General features: G+C 70.1%; 26 protein-coding genes and 1 pseudogene. 14 read left to right on the top strand and 13 right to left on the bottom strand.

Going from position 1 to position 23,964, the window contains the following annotated elements; all coding sequences use genetic code 11:
- The first annotated feature begins 2 nt into the window (after positions 1–2).
- The 6 genes from ACRAS8_RS13725 (at position 3) to ACRAS8_RS13700 (ending at position 4,694) form a co-directional block, all read left to right on the top strand.
- Positions 3–452 (top strand): carboxymuconolactone decarboxylase family protein, encoded by a 450-nt coding sequence (locus ACRAS8_RS13725; protein ID WP_438486251.1) that lies wholly within the window; start codon positions 3–5, stop codon positions 450–452.
- Positions 449–1,219: an isocitrate lyase/PEP mutase family protein gene (locus tag ACRAS8_RS13720; protein WP_438486249.1), complete on the top strand. Its 771-nt coding sequence runs from the start codon at positions 449–451 to the stop codon at positions 1,217–1,219. The genes ACRAS8_RS13725 and ACRAS8_RS13720 overlap by 4 nt, the downstream gene beginning before the upstream one ends.
- Positions 1,220–1,307: 88 nt before the next feature.
- Positions 1,308–2,063, top strand: a complete 756-nt coding sequence (locus tag ACRAS8_RS13715) for a serine hydrolase (RefSeq protein ID WP_438486247.1) — start codon at positions 1,308–1,310, stop codon at positions 2,061–2,063.
- A gap of 167 nt (positions 2,064–2,230) precedes the next feature.
- Entirely contained in the window at positions 2,231–2,545 is a 315-nt protein-coding gene (locus ACRAS8_RS13710; RefSeq protein WP_438486246.1) for a hypothetical protein, read from the top strand.
- Between the two features lie 132 nt (positions 2,546–2,677).
- The gene (locus tag ACRAS8_RS13705) at positions 2,678–4,114 is read left to right on the top strand and encodes a hypothetical protein (protein ID WP_438486244.1); all 1,437 of its coding nucleotides are present in this window, start codon (positions 2,678–2,680) and stop codon (positions 4,112–4,114) included.
- A gap of 70 nt (positions 4,115–4,184) precedes the next feature.
- Positions 4,185–4,694, top strand: a complete 510-nt coding sequence (locus ACRAS8_RS13700) for an FBP domain-containing protein (protein WP_438486242.1) — start codon at positions 4,185–4,187, stop codon at positions 4,692–4,694.
- Between the two features lie 2 nt (positions 4,695–4,696).
- On the opposite strand, the gene ACRAS8_RS13695 is transcribed toward ACRAS8_RS13700, so the two are convergent.
- Positions 4,697–5,533: an alpha/beta fold hydrolase gene (locus ACRAS8_RS13695; RefSeq protein ID WP_438486241.1), complete on the bottom strand. Its 837-nt coding sequence runs from the start codon at positions 5,531–5,533 to the stop codon at positions 4,697–4,699.
- Positions 5,534–5,607: 74 nt separating this feature from the next.
- Between ACRAS8_RS13695 and ACRAS8_RS13690 the strand changes: the two genes are divergently transcribed.
- The gene (locus ACRAS8_RS13690) at positions 5,608–6,045 is read left to right on the top strand and encodes a MerR family transcriptional regulator (RefSeq protein ID WP_438486239.1); all 438 of its coding nucleotides are present in this window, start codon (positions 5,608–5,610) and stop codon (positions 6,043–6,045) included.
- A gap of 86 nt (positions 6,046–6,131) precedes the next feature.
- Here the strand turns inward: ACRAS8_RS13690 and ACRAS8_RS13685 are convergent, their stop codons facing one another.
- From ACRAS8_RS13685 to ACRAS8_RS13665, 5 genes are all read right to left on the bottom strand, one after another.
- A complete protein-coding gene (locus tag ACRAS8_RS13685) occupies positions 6,132–6,905 on the bottom strand; it encodes a succinate dehydrogenase iron-sulfur subunit (protein WP_438486237.1) in 774 nt (257 codons plus the stop codon).
- Complete coding sequence (gene sdhA, locus ACRAS8_RS13680) at positions 6,905–8,659, bottom strand: succinate dehydrogenase flavoprotein subunit (protein WP_438486236.1); 1,755 nt, start codon at positions 8,657–8,659, stop codon at positions 6,905–6,907. Before sdhA ends, ACRAS8_RS13685 begins: the two co-directional genes overlap by 1 nt.
- A gap of 32 nt (positions 8,660–8,691) precedes the next feature.
- Complete coding sequence (locus ACRAS8_RS13675) at positions 8,692–9,171, bottom strand: succinate dehydrogenase hydrophobic membrane anchor subunit (protein WP_438486234.1); 480 nt, start codon at positions 9,169–9,171, stop codon at positions 8,692–8,694.
- Between the two features lie 8 nt (positions 9,172–9,179).
- Positions 9,180–9,560 (bottom strand): succinate dehydrogenase, cytochrome b556 subunit, encoded by a 381-nt coding sequence (gene sdhC, locus ACRAS8_RS13670; protein WP_016574684.1) that lies wholly within the window; start codon positions 9,558–9,560, stop codon positions 9,180–9,182.
- 182 nt (positions 9,561–9,742) lie between these two features.
- The gene (locus ACRAS8_RS13665) at positions 9,743–10,267 is read right to left on the bottom strand and encodes a 2-oxo-4-hydroxy-4-carboxy-5-ureidoimidazoline decarboxylase (RefSeq protein ID WP_438486232.1); all 525 of its coding nucleotides are present in this window, start codon (positions 10,265–10,267) and stop codon (positions 9,743–9,745) included.
- Between the two features lie 446 nt (positions 10,268–10,713).
- On the opposite strand from ACRAS8_RS13665, the gene ACRAS8_RS13660 reads away from it, so the two are divergent.
- A complete protein-coding gene (locus ACRAS8_RS13660; RefSeq protein ID WP_438486230.1) occupies positions 10,714–12,423 on the top strand; it encodes a beta-N-acetylhexosaminidase in 1,710 nt (569 codons plus the stop codon).
- 288 nt (positions 12,424–12,711) lie between these two features.
- Here the strand turns inward: ACRAS8_RS13660 and ACRAS8_RS13655 are convergent, their stop codons facing one another.
- Positions 12,712–13,452, bottom strand: a complete 741-nt coding sequence (locus ACRAS8_RS13655; protein ID WP_438486228.1) for a hypothetical protein — start codon at positions 13,450–13,452, stop codon at positions 12,712–12,714.
- A 449-nt stretch (positions 13,453–13,901) separates the two neighbouring features.
- On the bottom strand, positions 13,902–14,069 hold the full coding sequence (locus ACRAS8_RS13650; protein ID WP_438486226.1) for a hypothetical protein: 168 nt from the start codon (positions 14,067–14,069) through the stop codon (positions 13,902–13,904).
- A gap of 79 nt (positions 14,070–14,148) precedes the next feature.
- Between ACRAS8_RS13650 and ACRAS8_RS13645 the strand changes: the two are divergent.
- A pseudogene (locus ACRAS8_RS13645) lies at positions 14,149–14,610 on the top strand (transcriptional regulator); the annotation flags it as partial.
- Positions 14,611–14,718: 108 nt separating this feature from the next.
- On the opposite strand, the gene ACRAS8_RS13640 reads toward ACRAS8_RS13645, so the two are convergent.
- The 4 genes from ACRAS8_RS13640 to ACRAS8_RS13625 all read right to left on the bottom strand — a co-directional run bounded on the left by ACRAS8_RS13640 (position 14,719) and on the right by ACRAS8_RS13625 (position 17,890).
- Entirely contained in the window at positions 14,719–15,570 is an 852-nt protein-coding gene (locus tag ACRAS8_RS13640; protein WP_438486224.1) for a hypothetical protein, read from the bottom strand.
- On the bottom strand, positions 15,570–16,898 hold the full coding sequence (locus ACRAS8_RS13635) for a WXG100 family type VII secretion target (RefSeq protein ID WP_438486223.1): 1,329 nt from the start codon (positions 16,896–16,898) through the stop codon (positions 15,570–15,572). The genes ACRAS8_RS13640 and ACRAS8_RS13635 overlap by 1 nt, the downstream gene beginning before the upstream one ends.
- A complete protein-coding gene (locus ACRAS8_RS13630) occupies positions 16,895–17,224 on the bottom strand; it encodes a WXG100 family type VII secretion target (RefSeq protein ID WP_438486221.1) in 330 nt (109 codons plus the stop codon). Before ACRAS8_RS13630 ends, ACRAS8_RS13635 begins: the two co-directional genes overlap by 4 nt.
- Before the next feature lie 294 nt (positions 17,225–17,518).
- Positions 17,519–17,890: a hypothetical protein gene (locus ACRAS8_RS13625; protein WP_438486219.1), complete on the bottom strand. Its 372-nt coding sequence runs from the start codon at positions 17,888–17,890 to the stop codon at positions 17,519–17,521.
- A gap of 44 nt (positions 17,891–17,934) precedes the next feature.
- Here ACRAS8_RS13625 and ACRAS8_RS13620 point away from each other — a divergent pair, with 44 nt between their 5' ends.
- The 5 genes from ACRAS8_RS13620 to ACRAS8_RS13600 all read left to right on the top strand — a co-directional run bounded on the left by ACRAS8_RS13620 (position 17,935) and on the right by ACRAS8_RS13600 (position 23,135).
- Positions 17,935–18,348 carry a hypothetical protein gene (locus tag ACRAS8_RS13620; protein WP_438486217.1) on the top strand — a complete coding sequence of 138 codons (414 nt, stop codon included), beginning with the start codon at positions 17,935–17,937 and terminating at the stop codon, positions 18,346–18,348.
- Between the two features lie 589 nt (positions 18,349–18,937).
- Positions 18,938–19,660 carry an RNA polymerase sigma factor gene (locus tag ACRAS8_RS13615; protein ID WP_438490474.1) on the top strand — a complete coding sequence of 241 codons (723 nt, stop codon included), beginning with the start codon at positions 18,938–18,940 and terminating at the stop codon, positions 19,658–19,660.
- On the top strand, positions 19,660–20,769 hold the full coding sequence (locus ACRAS8_RS13610) for a hypothetical protein (protein ID WP_438486216.1): 1,110 nt from the start codon (positions 19,660–19,662) through the stop codon (positions 20,767–20,769). Before ACRAS8_RS13615 ends, ACRAS8_RS13610 begins: the two co-directional genes overlap by 1 nt.
- A gap of 461 nt (positions 20,770–21,230) precedes the next feature.
- The gene (locus ACRAS8_RS13605; protein WP_438486214.1) at positions 21,231–22,811 is read left to right on the top strand and encodes an acyl-CoA mutase large subunit family protein; all 1,581 of its coding nucleotides are present in this window, start codon (positions 21,231–21,233) and stop codon (positions 22,809–22,811) included.
- Between the two features lie 111 nt (positions 22,812–22,922).
- Positions 22,923–23,135, top strand: coding sequence for a hypothetical protein (locus ACRAS8_RS13600; protein ID WP_018541718.1), 213 nt, complete (start codon positions 22,923–22,925; stop codon positions 23,133–23,135).
- A 67-nt stretch (positions 23,136–23,202) separates the two neighbouring features.
- On the opposite strand, the gene ACRAS8_RS13595 is transcribed toward ACRAS8_RS13600, so the two are convergent.
- A complete protein-coding gene (locus ACRAS8_RS13595) occupies positions 23,203–23,913 on the bottom strand; it encodes a FadR/GntR family transcriptional regulator (protein WP_438486212.1) in 711 nt (236 codons plus the stop codon).
- Between the last annotated feature and the right edge of the window lie 51 nt (positions 23,914–23,964).

Raw genomic sequence — 23,964 nt, 5'->3', positions numbered from 1 at the left:
CGATGACCCACCGCATGACGTTCTGGAGCAAGCTCCCCGCCTTCTTCCAGGCCCAGCTCAAGCTCACCCAGGCCGCCAAGAAGGGGCTGGGCGACGACATCCTGGCGGAGCTGGTCGTACTCCGCGCCTCCCAGCTCAACAAGTGCGCGTTCTGCATCGACATGCACGTCACCAACCTCCGCGAGGCCGGCGTCGAGCAGCAGCGGATCGATCTGCTGCCCGCCTGGGAGGAGGCCGGCGACCTCTACTCCGAGCGGGAGCGGGCGGCCCTGGCCTTCACCGAGGCGGTCACCCTCCTGACGGAAGGCTTCGTCCCGGACGCGGTCTACGAACGGGCCGCCGCCCAGTTCACCGAGACCGAACTCGCCCACCTCCTGGCCGTGATCGTCGCCATCAACAACTGGAACCGCGTCAACGTCACGATCCGCCAGCCCCCTGGGGCGCAGCTGTGACCGGCACCGACGCAGGGACAGGCACCGGCCCCGCGGCCGCGCTGCGCGCCCTGCACCACGACCGCCGGCCGGGCGACCCGCTGATCCTCCCCACCGTCTGGGACGCCGCCTCCGCCCGGGTCTTCGCCGACGCCGGCTTCCCGGCGCTGGCCACCCCCAGCGCGGGCGTCGCCGCGTCCCTGGGGTACGCGGACGGCGAGACCCCGGCCGACGAGATGTTCGCGGCGATCGCCCGGATCGTCCGGGCCGTGGACGTGCCGGTGACGGCGGACGTGGAGGCCGGGTACGGGCTGTCCGCCGGGGAACTGGTCGGCCGGCTCGCCGAGGCCGGCGCGGCCGGCTGCAACCTGGAGGACACCGACCACGCCACCGGCGCCCTGCGCGACCCGGAGGAGCAGGCCGAGTGGCTGGCCGCGGTCCGGGCCGAGGCCGGCGACGCACTGGTGATCAATGCCCGGATCGACACCTTCCTGCGCGGCGAGGGAGGCGAGCGGGCTGTCGACGCGGCGCTGGCGCGGGCTCACCGCTACGCCGCGGCCGGCGCCGACTGCCTCTACCCGATCCTCGCCCCGCCGGAGCTGCTGCCCGAGCTGGCCGCGGCGGCGCCCCTCCCGCTCAACGCCCTGGCCAGAGCCGGCGGCCCGTCCCCGCGCGAACTGGGCGCGCTCGGCGCGACCCGGATCACCTTCGGCGGCGGCCTCCACCGCGCGGCGACGACGGCCTTGTCGGCGATGGCGGAGCGCCTCCGGGACGGGGCCGGCCTCTGACGGGACCCGCCTTGGGACTCGCGGCGGGCCCCGCCTCGGACCCCGCCGTGGAGCCTGCGCCCCACGGCGCCGCGCCCTACGATGAGCCATGCTCTCCGTAGCCGTAGCCCCCTGGCGGCGCCCCCCGGTGATCCTGCGGAACGCGGACGTCCCGCACTACGCGGCCAGCACGATGAAGGTCGCCGTGCTCGCCGCCGTCCACCGCAGCGGCCTCGCCCCCGACCACGCGGTCCCGGTCGTCAACCGCTTCCCCTCGGCGGCCGCCGGCAGCTACGCGCACGACCGGGCGGAGGACAGCGACCCCGAGCCCTGGCGGCTGCTGGGCGGCACCGCGCCGCTCGGCTGGCTCGCCGACCGGATGGTCCGGCACTCCTCCAACCTGGCCACCAGCCTCTGCATGGCCGCGGTGGGCCGGGCTGCGGTGGCCGAGGTGTGGCGGCGGGCCGGCGCGTCGGCCGCGTCCGGCAGCCCGCGCGGCATCGAGGACGCCGCCGCCCGTGCCGCCGGCATCGACAACCGCGTCACCGCCCACGACCTGATCCGGCTGCTGGCCTCCCTCGAACCGGAGGTGCTGGCCCGGCTGGAGCACAACGTGCACGCCGTGGACCTCGCCGCGGGGCTGCCGCCCGGCACCCGCCTGGCCGGCAAGAACGGCTGGGTCGACGGAGCACGGCACAGCGCCGCCGTGGTGTATCCGCCCGACGCCCCGCCCTACGCCCTCGCCGTCTGCTACACCGGCCCGCTCGCCGACGGCCAGGACACCGGCGACCCCGCGGCCCGTCTGCTGGCCCGCCTCTCGTCCCGCGTATGGGACGGCCGCCACCGTCTCGCCGAGCATTTCTGACGCAAAGTCAGATCTCCTGCTCTCGCGGCGAATTGCCCACTTCGTAAGGGCTGGTCCACGCTACGGACGGCCCTGCCGCGGGTATCAGGAGAACGGGCGTCCGGGAAGTCCGGCGGGCTTGATAGCTTGGTGCCGAAGGCCCGCGGGGGAACGGGGAGAAACGGCACATGACCGAGCGGTTCAGGGTCGATCTGGAAGAGCTGGACGTCGTCGTGCGACAGCTGCGCCATCTGCAGCGCGACATGGACGATCCCACCCAGACCGTCACCTACAACACCACCCTCCCGAAGTCGGCGTTCGGGAAGGGCTTCCTGGAGGCCGGCAGGCTCGCCGGTGCCCACGACGGCATGCAGACATACATGTCGGACGTGCTCGGCGCGCTGCAGGACCTCATCGGCACCTTCGGCGAGAAGACCGAGGCCAGCCGCGGCGCCTACGAGGACCAGGAGCACGCGGCCCGGCACCCGGGGCACGACCACTGACGAACCCCCGGTCGGGAACCGGGCGGGACGGAACGTCCCGGCTCCGGGCGGCCATGGCGACGGGGACAACGGGGACAACAGGGACAACGGGAACGACAGGGACGACGGCGCGGACGAGGGAGGGGAACCGGCATGACGGAGACCGGCCGACAGCACGACGGCGCCCAGGAGATGGAGCGCCGACGGACCGAAAAGGAGCGGGCCGAGCTGCTGAAGTCGCTCCATGGGCACCGGCTGACGCCGCGGTCCCCCTCCGACTTCCAGAAGCGCGACCTGCCCGCGCTCCGGGCGATGATCGAGCACGCCGGCCCCGAGACGATCGAGACCTCCGGCCGGCACTGGCGGTCCGCCGCCGACCGGCTGGGCGGCGACGACGGGCACGGCGGCCTCCGCAAGGCGTTCCAGGACGCCGTGGAGCACGCCGCGGCGCACTGGGAGGGCACCGCGGCCGAGGCGTTCCGCCGGGAGGCCGCCAAGGTGCTGGCGAAGATCGAGCGGAGCTACCAGCACGCCCGCAACGTCGAGTCCATCCTGATCGGTTCGCGCGCCTCGGGCCCCGAGGCCGGCGTCGCGCACAACCTCCGCGAGGCGCAGAAGGCGCTGCTCAGGCTCCAGCTCGCCGGGGCCGCCACCGCCCCGACGACGGAGGCCGGCGACGACAGCCAGTTCAAGCGCGACATGGCCAACCCCAAGCTCGACACCAGGATGGCGCTGGAACTCAACCGCCACTCCCTCCCGCCGGACAAGCAGTGCCAGATCGAGGCCGCCGTCGTGATGGACGAACTGGCCGCCCACTACGAGGCACAGGGCAAGCGGCTCCGGGAGGGCACCGGGCCCGGCGTCACGGGGGACTGGCCCATCGCCCCGTCCGGCAGCCCGGCCCCGCCGCCGGTGGACACCGCGGTGACCGGCGGCCCCCGGCCGCACCACCCGCCGGCCGCCCAGCGGCCCAACGGCGCGGGCGGCGGCGCGGTACCGGCCGGTTTCGACAGCCCCCGGGCGGACGGGCCGGTGACCACCGGACTGCAGAGCATGGGTGGTGCCGGCCTCGCCGCGCCGCCCGCCGCCGGTCACGCCGTCGGCGGCGGGACACCGTCCGGCGGCCCGTCCGGCGCCCCCGCGCCCGCCGCCGGCTACCCGGGCAGCGCCGTGCTGGGCGTCATCGGGGTGACCGGCGGCGGGGCGCCCGCCGGCGGTGCGCGCGGCACGGGGCGGGGCGCCGGCGGGGCGCGCCGGAGCGCCAGTGGCGCGGCGGGCAGCCCGGACGGTGCCGCCGCCCGTGGCGCCCTGCCGCCCGGCACCCCCGCCGCCCCGGCCGCCCGGCCCCAGGGCCCCGCCGGTCCGGCGGGCGGCACCCGGCAGGGCGGCGCCGGACTCCACCGCAGCCGCGGCGGCGCCCGGCCGAGCGCGCCGGATCCGTCCGCAGGTGGTGGCCGGCCGGGCAAGGCCGGGGGCGAGCAGCCCGACAAGGGCGCCCGCGGCCGCTCCGCGGGACCGCGGTCCCGTCACCTCGACGAGGACGAGGCGCCGCACACGCTGCGGCAGATCCCGCCGTCCGTGATCGAGTGAGGTCCGCCGGGGGCGGGGCGCCCGAAAATCGGACGACGTGCCCCGCACCCCGCTGTTAGCGTCCGGAATCATGGATCCGGTCGGTGAAAAACAGATACGCGCGTCTTTTGTGAACTGCTCCAAGGGGGAGGCGAGCCGGCTCCGCCTGCCCGTGGGACTGGCCGAACTCCCCTGGGAACACCTCGACTTCCTGGGCTGGCGCGACCCCGGAGCGCCGGACCGCAGCTATCTGGTCGCCCCGCGGCCCGACGGCCTGGTGGGCGTGACCCTGCGGGTGCCGCAGGGCGTGCGGCGCAGCTTCACCAAGACGACCGTCTGCTCGATCTGCCTGACCGGCCACCCGGGCTCCGGCGTCAGCCTGCTCGCCGCCCGCCGCGCCGGCCCGGCGGGCCGGCAGGGCAACACCGTCGGCACGTACCTCTGCGCCGACCTCGCCTGTTCCCTCTACGTCCGCGGCCGCAAGCGCTCCCAGCTCGCCGGCCGCCACGAGGAGACCCTGCCGGAGGCGGAACGGATCGCGCGCACCGTGCGGAATCTGGACGCCTTCCTGGACAAGGTCCTCACCGGCGAAGGGGCCTGAGGTCACAGCCCCCGCGCGGCCAGGAAGTCCCCGATCAGCTTCAGCCACTCCGTGTTCCGCTCGACCATCGGCAGATGCCCGGTGGCGATCTCCGCGTACTCGGCGCCCGGGATGTGGTCCGCCAGGTAGCGCGAGTGGTCCGGGTGCAGCAGCGCGTCCCGGCTGGTGGCGACGACCAGCGTGGGGACCGCGATGCCGGGCAGGTCGGCGGTGGTGTCCAGGGCCTTGACCAGGGCGACCTGCTCCGCCGAACCGGCCGGCGGCAGCGTCGGGTCCGGGTCCAGTACGGCGGCCAGTTCGGCCGGCGGCAGCGCGGTGAAGTGCTCCGGCGACAGCCCGCTGAGCGCCCGTGCCTGGGCGAAGCCCTGGTAGTCACCGCGGTCCAGGAGCCGCAGCCACAGGTCCACCCAGACGTGGGTGCGGGCGTCCGCCTTGGCCAGGCCGGCCGTCAGGACCAGCCCCCGCACCCGCTCCGGATGCCGGGCCGCGGCCCGTACGGACACCGCGGTGCCCATCGAGAAGCCGATCACAGTGAAGGTCTCCAGCCCGGCCGCGTCGGCCTCGGCGACCATCGCGTCGGCCAGTGCGTCCAGCTCCAACGGGCCGTTGGCGCACGGGGTTTGGCCCGAACCGGGGTAGTCGGGCGCCACCACCCGGTGGCCGGTGGCGGTCAGGGCCGGGATCAGCGTGCTGTAGTTGGACCGGACACTGCCGGTCGCGCCGTGCGCCAGCAGGACGCCGGGCCCGCCGGCCGGGCCCGCGACGGTGGTGGAGAGCGGCGGAAGGGAAACGGACGGGTTCTGCGTCACGGGAATCCGCGTTACGGGAATCTGCGTCATGCCCACGAGGTTGCCGTTTGACACCAGTGTGAAGGTCAAGCCGGATCGGGGAGAAACGGGGAGAGGGGACTCACATGGGGGACGGTGCACGGACGGACGCCCGGCCGGCGGGCCGGATGCGGATCGGTGAGCTGGCCCGCCGCACCGGCGTCAGCACCCGCGTCCTGCGCTACTACGAGCAGCGTGGCCTGTTGAGCGCCGGACGCGACGCCAACGGCTACCGCACCTACGACGCCGACGCCGTGGAGGCCGTCGCCCACATCCGCGAACTGCTCGCCACCGGCCTGAACACCGAGTCCATCCGCGACCTGCTGCCCTGCGCCCAGGGTGGCCCCGGGCTGCTCGCCTGCACCTTCTCGTGCGGCGTCGTGGAGCAGCAGATGGCACAACTCGACGCCGAGATAGCCGAGTTGGAGCAGCGTCGCGCGGCCCTGGCGGCGTACGCCCGGCTGATGCGGCAGCGACGCGCCCAGGACGAGGCACTGGCCGCGATGGCGCTACGGTCGCGCTGAGCGGCGGCCGACGGCCGGAAACGGCGAAGGCCCCGCTTCCACAAGAGGAAGCGGGGCCCGGCCGGCTCAGGCGCGAAGACGGCGCGTCAGAATCGGCGGGTGATCAGCGCCCGCTTCACTTCCTGGATCGCCTTGGTGACCTCGATACCGCGCGGGCAGGCGTCCGTGCAGTTGAAGGTCGTGCGGCAGCGCCAGACGCCGTCCTTGTCGTTGAGGATCTCCAGCCGCTGCTCGCCGCCCTCGTCACGCGAGTCGAAGATGAAGCGGTGTGCGTTGACGATCGCCGCCGGGCCGAAGTACTGGCCGTCGTTCCAGAACACGGGGCACGAGGTGGTGCACGCCGCGCACAGGATGCACTTGGTGGTGTCGTCGAAGCGCTCGCGGTCCTCGGAGGACTGCAGCCGCTCGCGGGTCGGCTCGTTGCCGGTGGTGATCAGGAACGGCATCACGTCCCGGTACGCCTGGAAGAAGGGCTCCATGTCGACGACAAGGTCCTTCAGCACCGTCAGGCCCTTGATGGCCTCGACGGTGATCGGCTTCTCGGGGTTGATGTCCTTGATCAGCGTCTTGCAGGCCAGCCGGTTGCGGCCGTTGATCCGCATCGCGTCCGAGCCGCAGATGCCGTGCGCGCAGGAGCGGCGGAAGGTCAGCGAGCCGTCCAGCTCCCACTTGATCTTGTGGAGGGCGTCCAGGACGCGCTCCTTGGGATCGATCTCCAGCCGGAAGTCCTCCCAGCGCGCCTCCTCGGAGACCTCCGGGTTGAACCGGCGGATCCGGAAGGTGACGCTGATCAGGTGCGCGGCGTCGTTCTCCGCCGCGTCCAGGGCCGCGGAGTGCTTGTCGAGAGTGGGGGTGCTCATCAGTACTTACGCTCCATCGGCTGGTAGCGGGTCTGCACGACCGGCTTGTAGTCGAGCCGGATCGACTCGGAGCCGTCGGCGCCCACCTCGCGGTACGCCATGGTGTGCCGCATGAAGTTGACGTCGTCGCGGTTGGGGTAGTCCTCGCGGTAGTGGCCGCCGCGGGACTCCTTGCGGGCCAGCGCGGAGACCGCCATGACCTCCGCCAGGTCGAGCAGGTTGCCCAGCTCGATGGCCTCCAGCAGGTCGGTGTTGAAGCGCTTGCCCTTGTCCTGGACGGACACGTTCTTGTAGCGGGCGCGCAGCTCGCCGATCTTCTCGACCGCGGTCTTGATCGTCTGCTCGGTGCGGAAGACCATGACGTTGGCGTCCATGGTCTCCTGCAGCTCCTTGCGGATCTCGGTGACCCGCTCGCTGCCGGTGGCCTCGCGCAGCCGCTCGACCTGCTCCTGGACGAGCGCCGCCGGGTCCTCGGGCAGCTCGACGAAGTCGGCGGTGGCCGCGTACTCCGCCGCGGCGATGCCGGCCCGGCGGCCGAAGACGTTGATGTCCAGCAGCGAGTTGGTGCCCAGGCGGTTGGCGCCGTGGACGGAGACGCAGGCGACCTCGCCGGCGGCGTACAGGCCCGGCACGACGGTGGTGTTGTCGGCCAGCACCTCGCCCTCGACGTTGGTCGGGATGCCGCCCATGGCGTAGTGCGCGGTCGGCTGGATCGGGATCGGGTCCGTGTAGGGCTCGATGCCGAGGTAGGTGCGCGCGAACTCGGTGATGTCCGGCAGCTTGGCGTCCAGCTGCTCCGGCGGCAGGTGGGTCAGGTCCAGGTAGACGTGGTCGCCGTCGGGACCGCAGCCGCGGCCCTCGCGGATCTCCGTGTAGATGGAGCGGGAGACGACGTCGCGGGAGGCGAGGTCCTTCATGACCGGCGCGTACTTCTCCATGAAGCGCTCGCCGTCCTTGTTGCGGAGGATGCCGCCCTCACCGCGCGCACCCTCGGTGAGCAGGATGCCCATCCGCCAGATGCCCGTCGGGTGGAACTGGAAGAACTCCATGTCCTCCAGCGGCAGCCCGCGGCGGTAGACGGCGGCCTGGCCGTCACCGGTCAGGGTGTGCGCGTTGGACGTCACCTTGAAGAACTTGCCGCAGCCGCCGGAGGCGTAGACGACGGCCTTCGCCTGGAAGACGTGGATCTCGCCGGTGGCCAGCTCGTAGGCGACCACGCCGGCCGACTTCTTGACGCCGTCGACCTCGGTGATCAACTGGTCCAGGACGTAGAACTCGTTGAAGAACTCCACGCCCTCCTTGACGCAGTTCTGGTACAGCGTCTGGAGGATCATGTGGCCGGTGCGGTCCGCGGCGTAGCAGGACCGGCGGACCGGGGCCTCGCCGTGGTTGCGGGAGTGGCCGCCGAAGCGGCGCTGGTCGATCCGGCCCTCCGGCGTGCGGTTGAAGGGCAGGCCCATCTTCTCCAGGTCGAGGACCGAGTCGATGGCCTCCTTCGCCAGGATCTCCGCGGCGTCCTGGTCGACCAGGTAGTCACCGCCCTTGACCGTGTCGAAGGTGTGCCACTCCCAGTTGTCCTCCTCGACGTTGGCGAGGGCCGCGGCCATGCCGCCCTGGGCGGCGCCGGTGTGGGAGCGGGTGGGGTAGAGCTTCGTCAGCACGGCGGTGCGGCTGCGCTTCGTCGCCTCGATGGCGGCGCGCATGCCGGCGCCGCCGGCGCCGACGATGACGGTGTCGTACTTGTGGATCTGCATGGGTGGAATACCTCAGTCCCTCAGCCCGGGGCCTAGCGGATGTTCGGGTCGAAGGTGAAGATCACCAGCGTGCCCAGAAGGACGGTGAACACCGTGGCGGTGTAGAGCAGCATCTTCAGCCAGAAGCGGGTGTTGTCCCGCTGCGCGTAGTCGTTGATGACGGTGCGCAGGCCGTTGGCGCCGTGCAGCATGGCCAGCCACAGCATCAGCAGGTCCCAGACCTGCCAGAACGGCGAGGCCCAGCGGCCGGCGACGAACGCGAAGCCGATCTTGGAGACACCGCCGTCGAGCACCAGCTGGATCAGCAGGTGGCCGAGGACCAGGACGACCAGCACGATGCCGGACAGCCGCATGAACAGCCAGCCGTACAGCTCGAAGTTGGTCCGGGTCGTCTTCGGGGTCTTCCCGGTGCGCTTGCGCGGCGCCTCGATGACCGGGGCCGGGTTGTCCGCGTCGTAGAGCGCGACGTTCTCCGCGGCGGTGGCACCCGCGGTGGTGGTTTCAGCAGACATCTCTCGCCTCAGCTCCCGAACAGCGTGCGCAGCGTGTGCTGCAGCACGGGGTAGAAGGCACCGGCCATCAGCACGACCCAGACACCGACGACGGTCCAGAGCATCTGCTTCTGGTACTTCGGGCCCTTGGACCAGAAGTCCACGGCGATGACGCGCAGGCCGTTGAGCGCGTGGAAGAGGATGGCGGCCACCAGGCCGTACTCCATCACGTTGACGATCGGCGTCTTGTAGGTCGCTACGACGTTGTCGTACGCGTCGGGGGAGACGCGCACGAGGGCGGTGTCGAGGACGTGCACGAACAGGAAGAAGAAGATGAGGACGCCGGTGACTCGGTGAGCCACCCAGGACCACATACCTTCCCGGCCGCGGTACAGCGTTCCAGCCGGCACGGAAGAACCCTCCGGGAGCGGGGACTAGGGCCGCGCCGGCTTCTCTGTCGGTCGGGCCCGGCCGGGTACGGTCCACCGGCCGCTCGTCATCGTATCGACGAGCTGTCGGTTCCTCGCGCGGGGGTCCTTAGGTGTGATCAAACAGGCACCAACGGGCTATCACACAAGCGCGAACCCGTCCATTAAGGACAACTCATAGCGAGTCGCCCCAGCCTGGCGCGGGCCAGCCGCCGCAACTGGTCCGCGGCGACCGACCGCTCCTCGTCCGGCTCGTGCGCCAGGCGGGTGCGGATGGCGTGCAGGGTCTGGTCCATCAGCTCCTCGTCGCGGTAGCCGTCGAGGCAGATGACGAAGGCGTACCGGAAGCGCAGCTCGTACGCGGCGTGCGCGGCGCGCAGCGCGGTGTGGGCGGCGAGGGTGCCGGGGCCGGGGCGGACCGGCGGGAGCGGCGCGGCCGGCTCCCGGGCCAGCGCCTCGCTCTGCTCGGCGGGGCTGAGGTCGTAGCCGGCCTCGTCGCCGGCGGCCATCAGGGACTCCGGGTCCGGGTAGGGGCGGTGGGCGGCGAGGCGTTCGGCCCAGCGGCGGCAGCCGCAGCAGGTCAGCAGGGCGGCCACGGCGTGGACGTGGGGGAGGGCGTTGAAGCGGTCGAGGCCGGCCGCCGGGTCGGGAGCGAGCCGGGTCTGCCAGGGTATGCCGCACCGCGCCACGGGCGGGCGGGGCAGCGCCGGCGGACGGGCGGCCGGAGTGTCACCGGACAGCGTGGGCTCCTCGGGCGGATGGGGGGTTGACTGCGGACGGTCGGTGGGGGACGGCAGGGAGGGAAGGGACGGGAGTGCCGGGAGAGTCGGGAGACTCGGCGGTGACTGGCGGGAAATGAGCGTCTGGTGGGGCGAAATGGATGAAAAGTCTGCTACGTACGGAGGGAGAGGCAAGTGTGGTGATACGTCACAGGAGGTGGCACCCGGCGGATTTCCGGCGGTCCACGCGCCCCGGCAGGGAGTGAGCGGCGGCGAAGCCACGCTAACGACGCTCGCCGGCCACTGTCCGACGGATGCGCGATTTTCACCCGGATGAGAGAGCTCTCGCGCGCTCGGTGGACGACCTGTTCCGCATGACTGGCAATGCCTTCGCCCCGAAAAGTGAGGATTGCACGATGTCGAACCCGATGCGGCCGCCGCGTTCCCCGCGGCCCTCGGCCTCCCCACGGCCCCCGCACACCGGCCGGCGGGCCGCCGGCCCGGAGGCCCGCGCCGCGCTGCTGGCCGTCCCCGTGCTGGCCGGCGCGCTGGCGCTCGGCGGCTGCGGGCAGGGAGCCGATTCCGAGTCCCCGGGCGCAGCTCCCAGCTCTTCCAGCCCCGCCGCGCCCATCCCCAGCTGGGCCAAGGTGGCCGGCCCGCCGCACATCGTCCCGGCCGTACGGGACTTCCGCCCGGCGAACGGAATCGGCTGGCGGCCGGCCAAGGGTGCCCGGATCGTGGTATCGGCGGGGGAGAAGAGCAATATCGCCGACGAAGCGCAACTCATGGCCAAGGATCTGGGCGGGCTGGCGGTGGCGTGGGGAAAGCAGGACGTCCGGCCCGGCGACATCGAGGTGAAGCTCAGCGGTTCGGCCGGTGCCGGCCGCGCCGACAACGCCCCGACCAGCAGCACCGCCGACGAGTCCTACACCCTCACCGCCCACGGCGGCCGGCTCACCCTCACCGCCCCCACCGACGCCGGGATCTTCAACGGCACCCGGACCGTCAAACAGGCCGTCCGCACCGCCGGCGGCCTCCCCGAGGGCACCGTCGACGACCGGCCGGACCGCCCCGAGCGCGGCATGCTGCTGGACAACGCCCGCAAGCCGTTCACCGCGGACTGGATCGAGGCCCGCATCCGACAGCTCGCCGACCTCAAGCTCAACCAGCTCCAGCTGCACTTCTCCGACGACCAGGGCTTCCGCATCCAGAGCGACACCCACCCCGAGATCGTCTCCGCCGACCACCTGACCAAGGACCAGGTCCGCCACCTGATCAAGGTCGGGCAGAGCCTGCACGTCGCCCTCGTCCCCGAGATCGACTCGCCCGGCCACCTCGGCGCGGTCCTCGACCACTACCCCGACCTCCAGCTGCGCAGCGCCTCCGGCACGGTGGTCCGCGGCGCCATCGACATCTCCAATCCCAAGGCCGGCGAACTCGTCGACTCGCTGCTCAAGGAGTACGGACAGCTCTTCCCCGGCCCGTACTGGCACCTGGGCGGCGACGAGTACCAGGCGCTGATGTCCTCGGACCCCGAGGGGAAGTACCCGCAGCTGGCCCGGGCCGCCCGGGACAAGTACGGCTCCGGCGCCACCATCAAGGACCTCGCGACCGGCTGGCTCAACGACCGGCAGAAGACCGTCCAGGCCGCCGGCAAGACCCGGATCGAGGCGTGGAACGACGGCTTCTTCGCCGACGGCAAGGTGGCCGCGGACAAGAACCGCACGGTCGCCTACTGGACCGGCAAGGAGATCGGCGCCCGCGACCCCGCCGAGTACCTCCGCGAGGGCCGCACCGTGCTCAACCTCAACGACGAGTACCTCTACTACGTGCTCGGCGAGCCCAACCAGTTCACGTACCCGACCGGCGAGCGGATCTACCAGAGCTGGACCCCGCGGGTGCTGCGGCACACCTCGCCCGTCGCCGTACCGGAGAGCCAGACCGGGGCCGACCGCATCCCGGGCGCGCGGTTCGCGATCTGGTGCGACCGCGCACAGGCGCAGACCGCACAGCAGATCGCCGCCGGCATCAAACTGCCGCTCGCCGCGCTGGCGCAGAAGACCTGGGACCCGCGCACCCCCGCGCAGTCCTGGACGGACTTCAAGGCGCTGGCAAACCGACTCTGAACGGCCGGGCGCAAGAGGCGCAAGAGGCGCGAGAAGCGCAAGAAGCGCAAGAGACGGCCGGGGCCGCCACCCCCGGCCTAGTTGATCTACAAAAGGGCCCCTGACCAGGCGTTTTACCGTCTGGTCGGGGGTCTGCCGTTGCGGTCTTTAGCGGTCCTCGTCCTGCCGTTTCTGGCCGTTTCTGACCGCTGTTGGTCACGCGTTGGTCATGTGGCCAACCGGCGCGTCAGTGCTCTGCGTCCGATGCCCCCATGCGCGTCAGTGGCGTCAGGAGTTGACGGGAGGTTGCTACTTTCCGGAACCGGCGAACGCGACCTTGTCCAGTACGGCGCGCACTGAGCCGAGCACCGTCTCGTTCGCACCGATCAGCATGATTGCAGCAATGGGCAGCAAGTAGTTTCGGATCTGATGCGCCGAGTCCGCCAGCCCAGGCATTAGTGGCAGCGAGAGCGCGACACCGGCCACTGTGAGCCCGGGGATCAACCGCAACAAGAACGCTGCCCAGTACGGCAGGTGTGACACTTCCGGTGTGCTGCCGATCAATGAGTTCCAGTCGTCAACTGCGGCGCATTCCAGAGCCCCGTAAAGCGAGTCCCGAATTCTTTCGAAGTCTGTTTGTGTACCCGCCAGGGCCAGTGCGTCAGCGTGGGCTCTGAGTGCAGCTCCTATTCGCTTATTCTCTGTGCGAATTTTGCGGCGGAGGGCGCGTTCTCCCCACAGCGTTCGCGTCAGTCTCATGCGAGACATCTCGACCTCTGAAGCGGTGCTGATTAGGGAATATCGCAGCCGTTTCGTGATGGTGCGGTCGGTCCAATCGCCGGCGCGGGAATCGAAATTTGCGACCAGAGTGAAAAGCTTGACGAAGACCAGATCCGAGCGGCGGGCATATCGTGAAGCGTACTCACTACGCTTGTCCAGGAAAATGCCTAAAGCGCACGCAGTCATTAGGAGCATCGTGATCGTAAGCACTGGAACTGTGAGCCAGTTGGGCAGTTTGATCGACCGAAACCACTCCATGATGATCGCCATGGGCACGAACGCAAGAGTAGATACGATGGCAAGTAGAATCATGGTGATTCGTTGAAATCGCCTGTATCCGTTAAAGTAGTCGCGCCTCCATGCGCGCATGTATTGAGCGGCAAGGCGAGCTCGCTCCGAATCGCTGACCTTCCTGATTACTCTTGCTCGTGCGTTTATTCGGGCGCGCATCCTCGGTGCAGCGATTCGCGTGAGTGCTAAGGCGAAGGGATCCTGCAACCGGGCCTCCCTTGAATGAGTGATGGGGTCACATGGAGTCTACTGAGGTAGGCGCCAGAGTGGGCTGAAATCCGATAATTCCCCTTTGGGGAAAACGGTCGGCCTTGCGATGATGTGGCCGAGTCCGAACGTATTCCGCAACGAGGAATCCGAGTCGCGCTGACTGGTCACGAAAGGTGAAAGAGACTGGGGCTACCATCTCGATCACCAGCTGTGATCGTTCACTGGCTGAGCAGGTGAGCGACCCGGCGGCGCAGCGGCTGTTCCAGCTCAAGGTTGTTCCCCCGTTGCATGCCCTGAAGGTACTCAGAGGCGACGACCAGCTCGGAGAAGCGGCCAGCCGGAGTTTCGAGCACATGAGCGGACTCCCGCCGCACCCGAGTGGCCACGTCTGGAACCGTCAGACTTGAGATGTACAAGGTCGCCGCGTCGTATCCGCTCGGGGCGAGCCCCCAGCGCTCCCAATCACACCAGGCCGAGGCACTCTCCCGCGACGGCGACCACCGGAAGGCTGGCACTGCACTGAACCGTGCACTCTCCCTCTGGGACCGCCACACGGAAGAAGCATCCCCCGACTGGCTCGACTGGTACGGCGAAGCGCAACTGAAGTCGACCGAAGGCAAGGTCATGCTGCGCTCTGGCCAGGTGGAGCGGGCCCCGAGTTCCCTGGAGACCTCCGTCAAGAAGGCCGCGCCCCGGGACAAGGCCGTCAGGTCCAGCCGCCTGGCCGAAGCCCGGCTCGCCGGCAACGACCTGGACGGAGCGCTCGACGCTGCGAACTATGGGGCCGAACTGCTTGAGGACAAGGTCAGTTCCGTGCAGGCCGTGGACCGGCTGAAGGAGTTCTCTGAGCGGCTCGGTCCGCACCGGTCGGTTCCGGCGGTACGTGAGTTCCGTGAGCGGCTGAGTGCCCTGCCGACCGCCGCTTGAGATTGGTGTAGTAAGCCCCTGCCCATAATGAGCAGGGGCTTTTCCCCGCCTCGGCGCGGTTTATCGATGAGGCGGGGAACCAGGCCATGAAATGGCCCAGTGCAACAGCTACTTGCCTGTGGTGTCCCACGGAGGGTTCAGCGGACGCCGGTACCAGTACCACGCGCGGTCGGTAATCGGCACGTCCGCAGCCGTGGAAAGATTTTCCCCGCCATCTTCGACGGTGAGTTCCCGGTACTTCTGGTCAATCTGCTCAAGAGCTTCCCTGGCAGATTGCCGTTCGTCCTCAGGAAGCTGCTCGATCGCGCCAGCCACCTGATCACGCAGTTCAAGATCCTCCGCGTACAGGGAAGCCGGGTACCAGGCCGATGGAGGCCAGCCTGTTGCCATGCGGACCGTGAGACGCTCCCAGTTCACGAGTAGACTGCGAACTTCTCGCCGATCTTCCGAGATCCCCTCGGGTAGGAGCGAATCAGTAAACTCGCTAGGCAGCTGAAGTTCTTTGATGATCTCGCGAAACTTGGTGACGGTTGCGCGCGGAAACTCTGGGACGCGTTCCTCGACAGCGTTAACTGTCAGTCCCTCCGATTCGCTTTCAGGCTCAGTCACGCGTGCATGCGTAAGACGGCCCTGCGGCGTGGCGACCCGCCAGATGTTAGGGACAGTCTGGGTCGCAGGGAAGAGGACGGCCACGCCAAACCACTGCGCTACCTTCAGCGCGAGGGCCTCCTCTGAAGGGCGCCGCTGTACGACGTCGGTCGCATAGATGCTCACCGACCAGTTCAGGTCACCGTGAACTGCTGAGTATTCGCAGGTGACTTCGGCGTCCCAGTTTCGCGAATCGAAGTCGGATTCCTCCGACACATCAACATCGGCGAGGGAGACGCCGAACACGTCAGCAAGGAGCGGTGCAAGCCGTGCCGGGAGTTCCTGCCCAGTGGTGATCAGGTTATATGTCATCAGTGGTAGGTCCTGTAGAGTTCCAGAGCCTTTTCTACGGCTTGCGGGTTGTTTTTGAACTTCGGTGCATTGCTGAACAACTTCTCAAGCTTGCTGACGTCGCCATCTACGCGTGTGATCTGCTTCAGTGCATCGTATTCGATGCGATCGAGATTGACGATGCCGGGGCCAGAGCCAGGGAAGACGGTTCCACTGTCCTCGACGCCGTAAGTCCGGCCGTTAATCTCGTATCTCTGGGACACGTGATCCCATTTTGCGTTTCCCGCGGCAATCTCGGCGATGTCGTTGTTCACGACGTGCCTGTACTCCGGCAGGATGAGGCTGTTTTCTGCCTTGACCTCCCCGTTCTTCACGCCTCCCATAGTGTGCCTGGGGTGAGGTGCGCGAAGCGTCTTGCCCTTCGCCGGGCCAGCGATGGTGTCCGAAGCTGGCCACGTGGCGCGGCCTCCCCCACCGCCGCCCTGAGCATTTCGCATCAGCGGCTGGCCGGTTGGACCGACAGGTCCTTCGCCGGCCATCGCCAGGCGCGGGCCACCGAGGTTGGGCAGCTGCATTTGGAGGTTGGGCAGTGAGATGTTGAGGTTGCCCAAGTTGTCCAGCTTCATGTTGCCCAGGACGTTCTTGACGCCGCCGGCCTCCGCCACGGCCTGGGCGCCGCGGGCGGCTCCGCCGAAGGCGCCGCCCATGAGCATGCCGGACACTCCGGCGTCCTTGATTTCGGCGGCGTTGATGCCGTGCTGGTCCCCGAGCAGGTTCCGGCCGCCTTGGGCGACGACCACGTCCACCGTGATGGCGCTGATGCCGCCGATGGCGGCTGTGGCCAGGACGGTGCCGGCGATCTCGGTGATGGTGGCGGAGACGGCGACGCCCGCCGTGCTGGCCGCTGCGACGATCGCTTCGGTGGCGCCCGCGGCTGCGACCTCGCTGAGGCCGCCGGTGAAGATGGCCAGCGCCGTACCGGCGACCAGGACCGCGCCGGCGATCTCCAGCTCGTGCTCGATCTTCTTCTTCGCTTCGGCTATCTGGTCGGCGAACTTGTCCAGGGCCTTGGCCATGTCCTGCGCGGCAGAAGCAAGGTCGTCCAGGTACCCCTTACCCCCGCCGTGGTACTTCTTCCAGAACGCACCGAACGCGTCGATCGATTGACCCTTGTTGGTGTCGATGACGTCCTGTGCGGACTTATGTGTCGCCCAGGTGATGTCCTTGACGTCGTCAGCAAATGTCCGCCAAGCGCGAGCGGCTTCCCGGAGCTCGTCCTCATCACCCTTCGGCCACCACATGCCGGTGAGGTCCTGGACGATTTCCTTGGCTTTGTCTGCGGCACTCAATGCGCAGCGCCGCCTTGCGACTTGAAGCCCGATGCGTTGGACCGATCCGCTTCCTCGTGGTTGTCGGCCATGTCCTTCATGGACTTGCCAATGCTTTCGAGGCCCTTCACCAACGCTTGGGCAGCGCGCTCGATTTGAGTGCGATGAGGGCTGTAGACGCCTTCAAACTTCTTCCCCTGCTCGTCGTCCCCCCAAGGTTCCTCGAGCCCATCGAGTGAGTGCTTCAGCTTCTCGGCCGCCTTCGCCAAAGCGGCTGACTCCCTGTTAAATTTTGGTGCTTCGTCCTTCAGCTGGTGCGTGTCCACGTCGAAGCCAGAAGCAGCCACGATCCCCCCAAGCGCTTTACCGTCAGGTTCACTACAAACCTACCGTGCACCACTGACAGTGCATCGTGGCTGCTCGACCCATCAACCTGTTTGTCGAGTTCGTCCCGCTTGAGCCATTTATGGCCCATGCGAATGTGGCCAACCAATGGCTCAAATTCGCGTGACTTATGTGCGATTCAACTTCTCGAAGAGGGGCTGCGGCTGCGTGATCAACCATGCAGTAGATCATTTACGGGGCAGCCCAGTTCCTCGAATGAGAAGCGCCCCGCCCCCTCGAGAGGCCGGGGCACCCGTTCAGGCAGCGCTCTTCAACTTGTCGTATCCGTCGACGTACGGCACCCCATTCAGGTAAGCCGCGATCTTGCCGACACCTCGTTCGAGCCGGTACCGCACCGCTCGGTCGCTGACGCTGTCGCAGGCGGCGATGTGGTCGTCCGGCCAGTCCAGGGCATACCGCAAAAACAGTGCTCGTCGCTCAGCGACGGAAAGTTCGCAGCCCTTCCAACCCGCGAGGTGCGCAAACAGCCTGTCCGCACTCCGCTTGTCGACGGTGCCCTTCGGCATGTCGGCGTCTGGGGCCTGCGGGTTGCGGAGGCCGTATGCCACTTCCACGTCCCATACCGCCGGCAGGAGGTGTTCAACGAGGCGTCGGTCGTAGGCCGTCACTGATCGCTCCTCGCTGCCCGCAGTTGGGCGGCCTCGTACGAGACGTGAACGTGCTCAAGGTGCAGCGGGATCGCCAGCAGAAGTGGAAGGCGCGGCTCGGTTCACTCTGGGTCGACCATTACCTCGTTTTCGCGCGTGACGGGTACATGCTCCGCAAGGACGGGATCACGCCCGGCGGCACACAGGACGCCGGCCAGGTCAGTGCCCGGTGGCGGACCACCAGAGAGAGGCTGGATCTCCCCGAGAGGTTCCGCATCCACGACTGGTGGCACAGCAAGGTCACGAATGACCTGGACGCCGGGGGAAACCCGGTGGAGGTTTCCGCGAATGTGAGGCACCACTCACCGGGCTACACGCTGGCCCAGTACGGCAAGCGGCGCGTCGAGGGCGCGCGCAAGCTGGCCTCTGCGACGGCTGAGCGCATCGGCCTGGCGGATGTCGCGTCGGGGACGGCCTGATGCGTTGGTCACGCCGTTGGTCACGGCGGTCGGCAGGACGCGGCGAAACCCCAGGTCAGAGGGGTGGAGTGTGCGAGAGACGGCCGGGGCCGCCACCCCCCACAGGAGAGGCCCCGGCCGTCGCTCACACGGAGCCCGCGACGGGCTCCTAACCGATACAGCGCCGGCGGGCCGAAAAGCGTCACACGGGGTACGGGCGGTGGCACGGCCAGTGGTCTGGACGCGGGCCCGGCAGGGCCCGTAACGTGCCGGAACGCGCCGGCGGACGCACCGGCCGCGGCGGGTTCGGCCGGCCGGAAGACCGCCTGGTTACCGGGGAGTTCCGAGGGTCGCGCGGCCGCCTCGTACCGGTGGCCCGTCCGCCCCGAGGGGTGGCCCGGGTGCCGGGCCCGGGGTCTGACCCGTTACGGTCAGCGGGGACGGCCGGGCGGGTCGGTGGCCGGCGCGGCGGTGACGCAGACGGCCGCGGAGCGGCCCCGGCGGACCCGACGATCAACCGACAGCGACGTAACAGCGACAGCGCAATGCGGCAAGGACCGGGCGGCGGACATTCAGCGTGCGACAGGATGGACCCGTGCGAGGGGACGACATTCAGCCGGACGACGGACGGCTGACGGTTGCCGTGCAGGCGGCGCAGGACGGCGACGAGACCGCGTTCCGGCTCGTCTACCGCGCCATACACCCCCGGTTGCTCGGCTACGTCCGGACCCTGGTGGGCGAGCCGGACGCGGAGGACGTGGCATCCGAGGCGTGGCTCCAGATCACCCGCGACCTCGTCCGCTTCAGCGGCGACGCGGACCGCTTCCGCGGCTGGACCGCCCGGATCGCCCGTAACCGTGCGCTGGACCACATCCGGATGCGCGGCCGGCGGCCGGCCATAGGCGGCGACGAGACCGAACTCACCGACACCCCCGCCGCGTCCGACACCGCGGGCGAGGCGCTGGAGGCCCTGCGTACCGGCCACACCTTCCGGCTGATAGGGCGGCTGCCGCAGGACCAGGCCGAGGCGGTGACCCTGCGGGTGGTCGTCGGGCTGGACGCCAAGAGCGCGGCACAGGTGCTGGGCAAGCGGCCGGGCGCGGTGCGCACCGCCGCCCACCGCGGCCTGAAGAAGCTGGCCGAGATGCTCGGGGAGGACGGTGGTGGGGACGACGGCGACGGGGAGCCCCGGGGGCCGTCCGCCGGTGCCGGCAAGGGGGGTGGAACGGTGGGTGAGCTGCCCATACAGGACATAAGACGCCATGACGGCGTGGCGGAATCGTACGTACCAGGTGTGACGGAAACGGCCGCACGAACGCAGAAGGACATGTGATGGCCGACGACCGGTATAGCTGGCTCGACAAGGACGCCGCGGAGCGACTGCTGCGTGGCGAGCCGGCCGGTTCCCAGGTCGGCGACGGCGCACGCGAACTCGAACAGCTGCTGAAGGCCGCCGCGGCGGCCGGCTCCGGCCTGCCCGAAACCGCCGCGCTGCCCGGCGAGGAGGCCGCGCTGGCCGCCTTCCGGCAGGCCGGGCACGGTCCCGGCGCCCGCTCGCGCGAGAGTACCCGCGGCGCGGCACTGCCCGGCACGCGCACCACCCGCACCCACCGCGTCGTCGAACGCACCGGGCTCGCCCGCCCCTTCAGACGCGGCCTCGCGGTCGCCCTCGCGGCCTGCGCGATCAGCGGCATCGCGGTCGCCGCCGGCACCGGCGTACTGCCCACCCCGTTCCGCGACGGCGAGCCCCGCCCGGCATCCAGCGTCCCGGCGGCCGAGACGCCCAACACCCTTGAGACCGACGAGCCCGCCACCACCCCCGGCGAGACCGGCCGCACCCCGGCCACCCCGCCCGACGGACGGACCACCGCGCCCGGCTCCACCCCCACCCCCGGCGGCAGCCACGACACCGCCCCCGCGCCCGGCACCCGGTCGCCCGGCACCGGAACCCCCGGCGACGACGGCAAGCCGCTGCCCGACGACGGGGAGGGCAGCAAGAAGCGCAAGCTGCTGCTCGCCCTCTGCAAGGAGTACGAATCCGGCCGCCGCGGCGACCTGGACCGCGACACCCTGCAGCGCCTCGAAGGCGCCGCCGGCGGCCCCGGGCGGGTGCACACCTTCTGCCGCCAGTACCTCTCCCAGGCCGGCCAGCAGGGCGGCGGCTCGGGTGACAACGATGGCGGAGACGGCGGTAAGGGCGGCCACGGCGACGGCAAGGGCGGAGACGGCGGCGGCAAGGGCGGCAAGGGCGGCAAGGGCGGCGGCCAGAACGGCGGCGGCAGCGGCGACGAGGAGGGCGACTCGCCTCCCGCCGCGGCACCCCCCGTACTCCGCACCGGCTCGCCCGGCCCGAGCGCGCCGGCCACCGGCGGCACTCCCGCACCGGCCCCCTCGACGGCCGCGACGACCCCGGCCAAAAACCTTCCCACCGGTCGGGTGTGACGTTTTTCGACCCCGTGACGCAGTAAGAAACGAGCCGACTGGTCATCGGCGGCGCAAGAGCCGGGGTTCCCCCCGTACCCGTGGCTCAGCGCACCCGGCGCGGGCGGGGCACGTTCCCCCGGCCCTGCCCGCGCCCTATTTTGCGCCTAAGCCGGCGCGCGCTCTCGCGGATGTGGTTGATGTTCGTGGGGGTTGCTCAATTGTCGCTTCCGTCAAAGATTGTTTCCTGGCCCAAGTCGTCGGTTCGGGCTGTGGGGGCGGGAGTTGAGGGGTGTGCGGTCTGCTGTGGTGTGGGTGCCTGTGACGGGGAGGCGGGCCTGGAGGTCGCGGACCGCGGGGCCGTGGGTGCCGAGGGGCAGTAGGAGAGCGGGGCGTCCGACGGTGCGATGGGACGAACCTCCGGGCATGCTGTGAATGCGGTGCAAACCGGCATCATTCACCCGTTTGGAGGCGTAGGGGACATGGCGCGGTACAGCGAGAGCGGGCTGCCCGTCGAGCCGGTGTACGGGCCGGCGGCGCTGGAGGGGTGGGATCCGGACGACCGGCTGGGCGAGCCGGGCGGGTACCCGTACACCCGCGGGGTCTATCCGACGATGTACACCGGGCGGCCCTGGACGATGCGGCAGTACGCCGGGTTCGGGACGGCGCGGGAGTCCAACGCGCGCTATCGGCAGCTCATCGAACACGGCACGACGGGGCTGTCGGTCGCCTTCGACCTGCCGACGCAGATGGGCCACGACTCCGACACCCCGATCGCGGCGGGCGAGGTGGGCCGGGTCGGGGTGGCCATCGACTCCGTCGAGGACATGGAGGTGCTGTTCGGCGGGATCCCGCTGGGGACGGTCTCGACGTCGATGACCATCAACGCGCCGGCCGCGCTTCTGTTGCTGATGTACCAACTCGTGGGTGAGCAGCAGGGGGTGAGTGGGCATCAGTTGGGCGGGACGGTGCAGAACGACGTGTTGAAGGAGTACATCGCGCGGGGCACCTACATCTATCCGCCGCAGCCGTCGCTCCGGCTGACCGCGGACATCTTCCGTTACTGCCGGGCCGAGATCCCCCGCTGGAACACCATCTCGATCTCCGGCTACCACATGGCCGAGGCCGGTGCCTCGCCCGCGCAGGAGATCGCCTTCACCCTCGCCAACGGCATCGCCTACGTCCGCACCGCGCTCGCCGCCGGCATGGACGTCGACGACTTCGCCCCGCGGCTGTCGTTCTTCTTCGTCGCCCGGACCACGCTGCTGGAGGAGGTCGCCAAGTTCCGGGCCGCGCGGCGGATCTGGGCGCGGGTGATGCGGGAGGAGTTCGGGGCGCGGAACCCCAAGTCGCAGATGCTGCGGTTCCACACCCAGACGGCCGGGGTGCAGCTGACCGCCCAGCAGCCGGAGGTGAACCTCGCGCGGGTGACCGTGCAGGGGCTGGCGGCGGTGCTCGGCGGGACCCAGTCGCTGCACACCAACTCCTTCGACGAGGCGATCGCGCTGCCGACCGAGAAGGCCGCCCGGCTCGCGCTGCGGACGCAGCAGGTGCTGGCGCACGAGACGGACGTCACCGCCACCGTCGACCCGTTCGCCGGTTCGTACGCGGTGGAGTCGCTGACGGACGGCGTCGAGGAGGCGGCGCTGGCGCTGATGGCGCGGGTGGCGGACCTCGGCGGCGCGGTCGCCGCCATCGAACGGGGCTTCCAGAAGGACGAGATCGAGCGCAACGCCTACCGGATCGCCCAGGAGACCGACGCCGGCGAGCGGGTGGTGGTCGGCGTCAACCGCTTCCGCACCGACGAGGAGGAGCCCTACGAGCCGCTGCGGGTGGACCCCGCCATCGAGGCGCAGCAGGCCGAGCGGCTGGCGCGGCTGCGCGAGCGCCGCAACACCAACGCGGTCACCGCGGCGCTCGGCGCGATGCGCAAGGCCGCCGAGGGCCCGGACAACGTGCTCTACCCGATGCGGGAGGCGCTGCGCGCCCGGGCCACGCTGGGCGAGGTGTGCGACGCGCTGCGCGAGGTGTGGGGGACGTATGTGCCGACGGATGCGTTCTGAAGACCTCTCATGTCCTCTGAGGCTTCTGAGGGGGCGTCTTCCGGGGTGCGGCCGACGGGCCCCGGCGGGTGCCGGGTACGGGGCGCGGAACGCGTCCGCCACACTGGTGGCATGTCCGCACCCCGCCGTCACTGCCCCGTCTGTACCCGAGAGATCGCCGTGGTCGGCGGCCGGTACGCCCGCCACGACCCGCCGGGGCGGCGGATGGGGATCGAGCTGATCTCCTGTCCGGGCTCGCGGCGGACGGCGCCCATGATGGCGCCCGCGGAGAAGCTCTTCGATCCGGAGGAGCCGCCGATGCCGGGGCAGCAGCCGCTGTTCTGAGTAGCCGCTGTTCTGACCGTGTCCTGCCCGGCGTGCGTGGGCCGGCGGCGGTGGCCGCGGGCGTCGACTACGGTGCCAGGACGTCCAGTTCGGCCATCGCGCCCGTTGTGATCTCCCGGGTGAGGGCCTCGGCGCGGGCCGCGTCGCCGGTGCGGATGGCCTCCGCCACCTGGACGTGCAGGGTGACCGCCGCCGGGTCGGGGTCGGTGAACATCACATGGTGCTGGGTGCGGCCGGTGAGCACCGCCGCGACGACCTCGGCGAGGCGGGCGAACATCTCGTTGCCGGAGGCCGTCAGCACCACCCGGTGGAACGCCATGTCGTGCACGAGGTACGCGTCGAGCTGCTGGCCGCGCGAGGTGGCCACCATCCCCATGGCGTGCTCGGTGAGTTCGGCGCACTGGGCGGGGGTGGCGTGGCGGGCGGCGAGTCCGGCCGCCACCGGCTCGACGGCCGAGCGCAGCACCGTCAGCGAACGCAGCTGCCGGGGGCGGTCCCGGCCGGCCAGCCGCCAGCCGATCACCCGCGGGTCGTAGACGTTCCACTCCTCGGTGGGGCGGACGGTCACTCCGACCCGGCGCCGGGAGGCGACCAGGTGCATGGACTCCAGGACCCGGACCGCCTCGCGGATCACCGTGCGCGAGACGTCGAACCGCTCGGCCAGCTCATCGGTGCGCAGGACGGTGCCCGGAGGGTAGTCGCCCGCGGTGATCGCGGGCCCGAGGGACTCCAGCACGCGGGCGTGCAGCCCCTTTTCCCCGTTCCCGGTCGCTTCCATGGGCCAAGCCTACGTTCCTGCTCTCGGCCAATTAAGTATGACGTTTGCGTC

It is taken from the genome of Streptomyces sp. S186 (genome assembly GCF_051603415.1).
GTDB lineage: Bacteria > Actinomycetota > Actinomycetes > Streptomycetales > Streptomycetaceae > Streptomyces.
The sequence above is the reverse complement of the archived record's forward strand: the minus strand, read 5'-3'. Positions and strand labels throughout refer to the sequence as shown.

Coding starts and splice junctions, on each gene's coding strand:
- ACRAS8_RS13600 (WP_018541718.1), top strand. CDS start 22,923: ATGTCCGCACCCCGCCGTCACTGCCCCGTCTGTACCCGAGAGATCGCC.
- ACRAS8_RS13690 (WP_438486239.1), top strand. CDS start 5,608: ATGGGGGACGGTGCACGGACGGACGCCCGGCCGGCGGGCCGGATGCGG.
- ACRAS8_RS13715 (WP_438486247.1), top strand. CDS start 1,308: ATGCTCTCCGTAGCCGTAGCCCCCTGGCGGCGCCCCCCGGTGATCCTG.
- sdhA (WP_438486236.1), bottom strand. CDS start 8,659: ATGCAGATCCACAAGTACGACACCGTCATCGTCGGCGCCGGCGGCGCC.
- ACRAS8_RS13660 (WP_438486230.1), top strand. CDS start 10,714: ATGTCGAACCCGATGCGGCCGCCGCGTTCCCCGCGGCCCTCGGCCTCC.
- ACRAS8_RS13710 (WP_438486246.1), top strand. CDS start 2,231: ATGACCGAGCGGTTCAGGGTCGATCTGGAAGAGCTGGACGTCGTCGTG.
- ACRAS8_RS13725 (WP_438486251.1), top strand. CDS start 3: ATGACCCACCGCATGACGTTCTGGAGCAAGCTCCCCGCCTTCTTCCAG.
- ACRAS8_RS13655 (WP_438486228.1), bottom strand. CDS start 13,452: ATGGCGATCATCATGGAGTGGTTTCGGTCGATCAAACTGCCCAACTGG.
- ACRAS8_RS13605 (WP_438486214.1), top strand. CDS start 21,231: ATGGCGCGGTACAGCGAGAGCGGGCTGCCCGTCGAGCCGGTGTACGGG.
- ACRAS8_RS13675 (WP_438486234.1), bottom strand. CDS start 9,171: ATGTCTGCTGAAACCACCACCGCGGGTGCCACCGCCGCGGAGAACGTC.
- ACRAS8_RS13695 (WP_438486241.1), bottom strand. CDS start 5,533: ATGACGCAGATTCCCGTAACGCGGATTCCCGTGACGCAGAACCCGTCC.
- ACRAS8_RS13700 (WP_438486242.1), top strand. CDS start 4,185: ATGGATCCGGTCGGTGAAAAACAGATACGCGCGTCTTTTGTGAACTGC.
- ACRAS8_RS13685 (WP_438486237.1), bottom strand. CDS start 6,905: ATGAGCACCCCCACTCTCGACAAGCACTCCGCGGCCCTGGACGCGGCG.
- ACRAS8_RS13595 (WP_438486212.1), bottom strand. CDS start 23,913: ATGGAAGCGACCGGGAACGGGGAAAAGGGGCTGCACGCCCGCGTGCTG.
- ACRAS8_RS13610 (WP_438486216.1), top strand. CDS start 19,660: ATGGCCGACGACCGGTATAGCTGGCTCGACAAGGACGCCGCGGAGCGA.
- ACRAS8_RS13640 (WP_438486224.1), bottom strand. CDS start 15,570: ATGACATATAACCTGATCACCACTGGGCAGGAACTCCCGGCACGGCTT.
- ACRAS8_RS13705 (WP_438486244.1), top strand. CDS start 2,678: ATGACGGAGACCGGCCGACAGCACGACGGCGCCCAGGAGATGGAGCGC.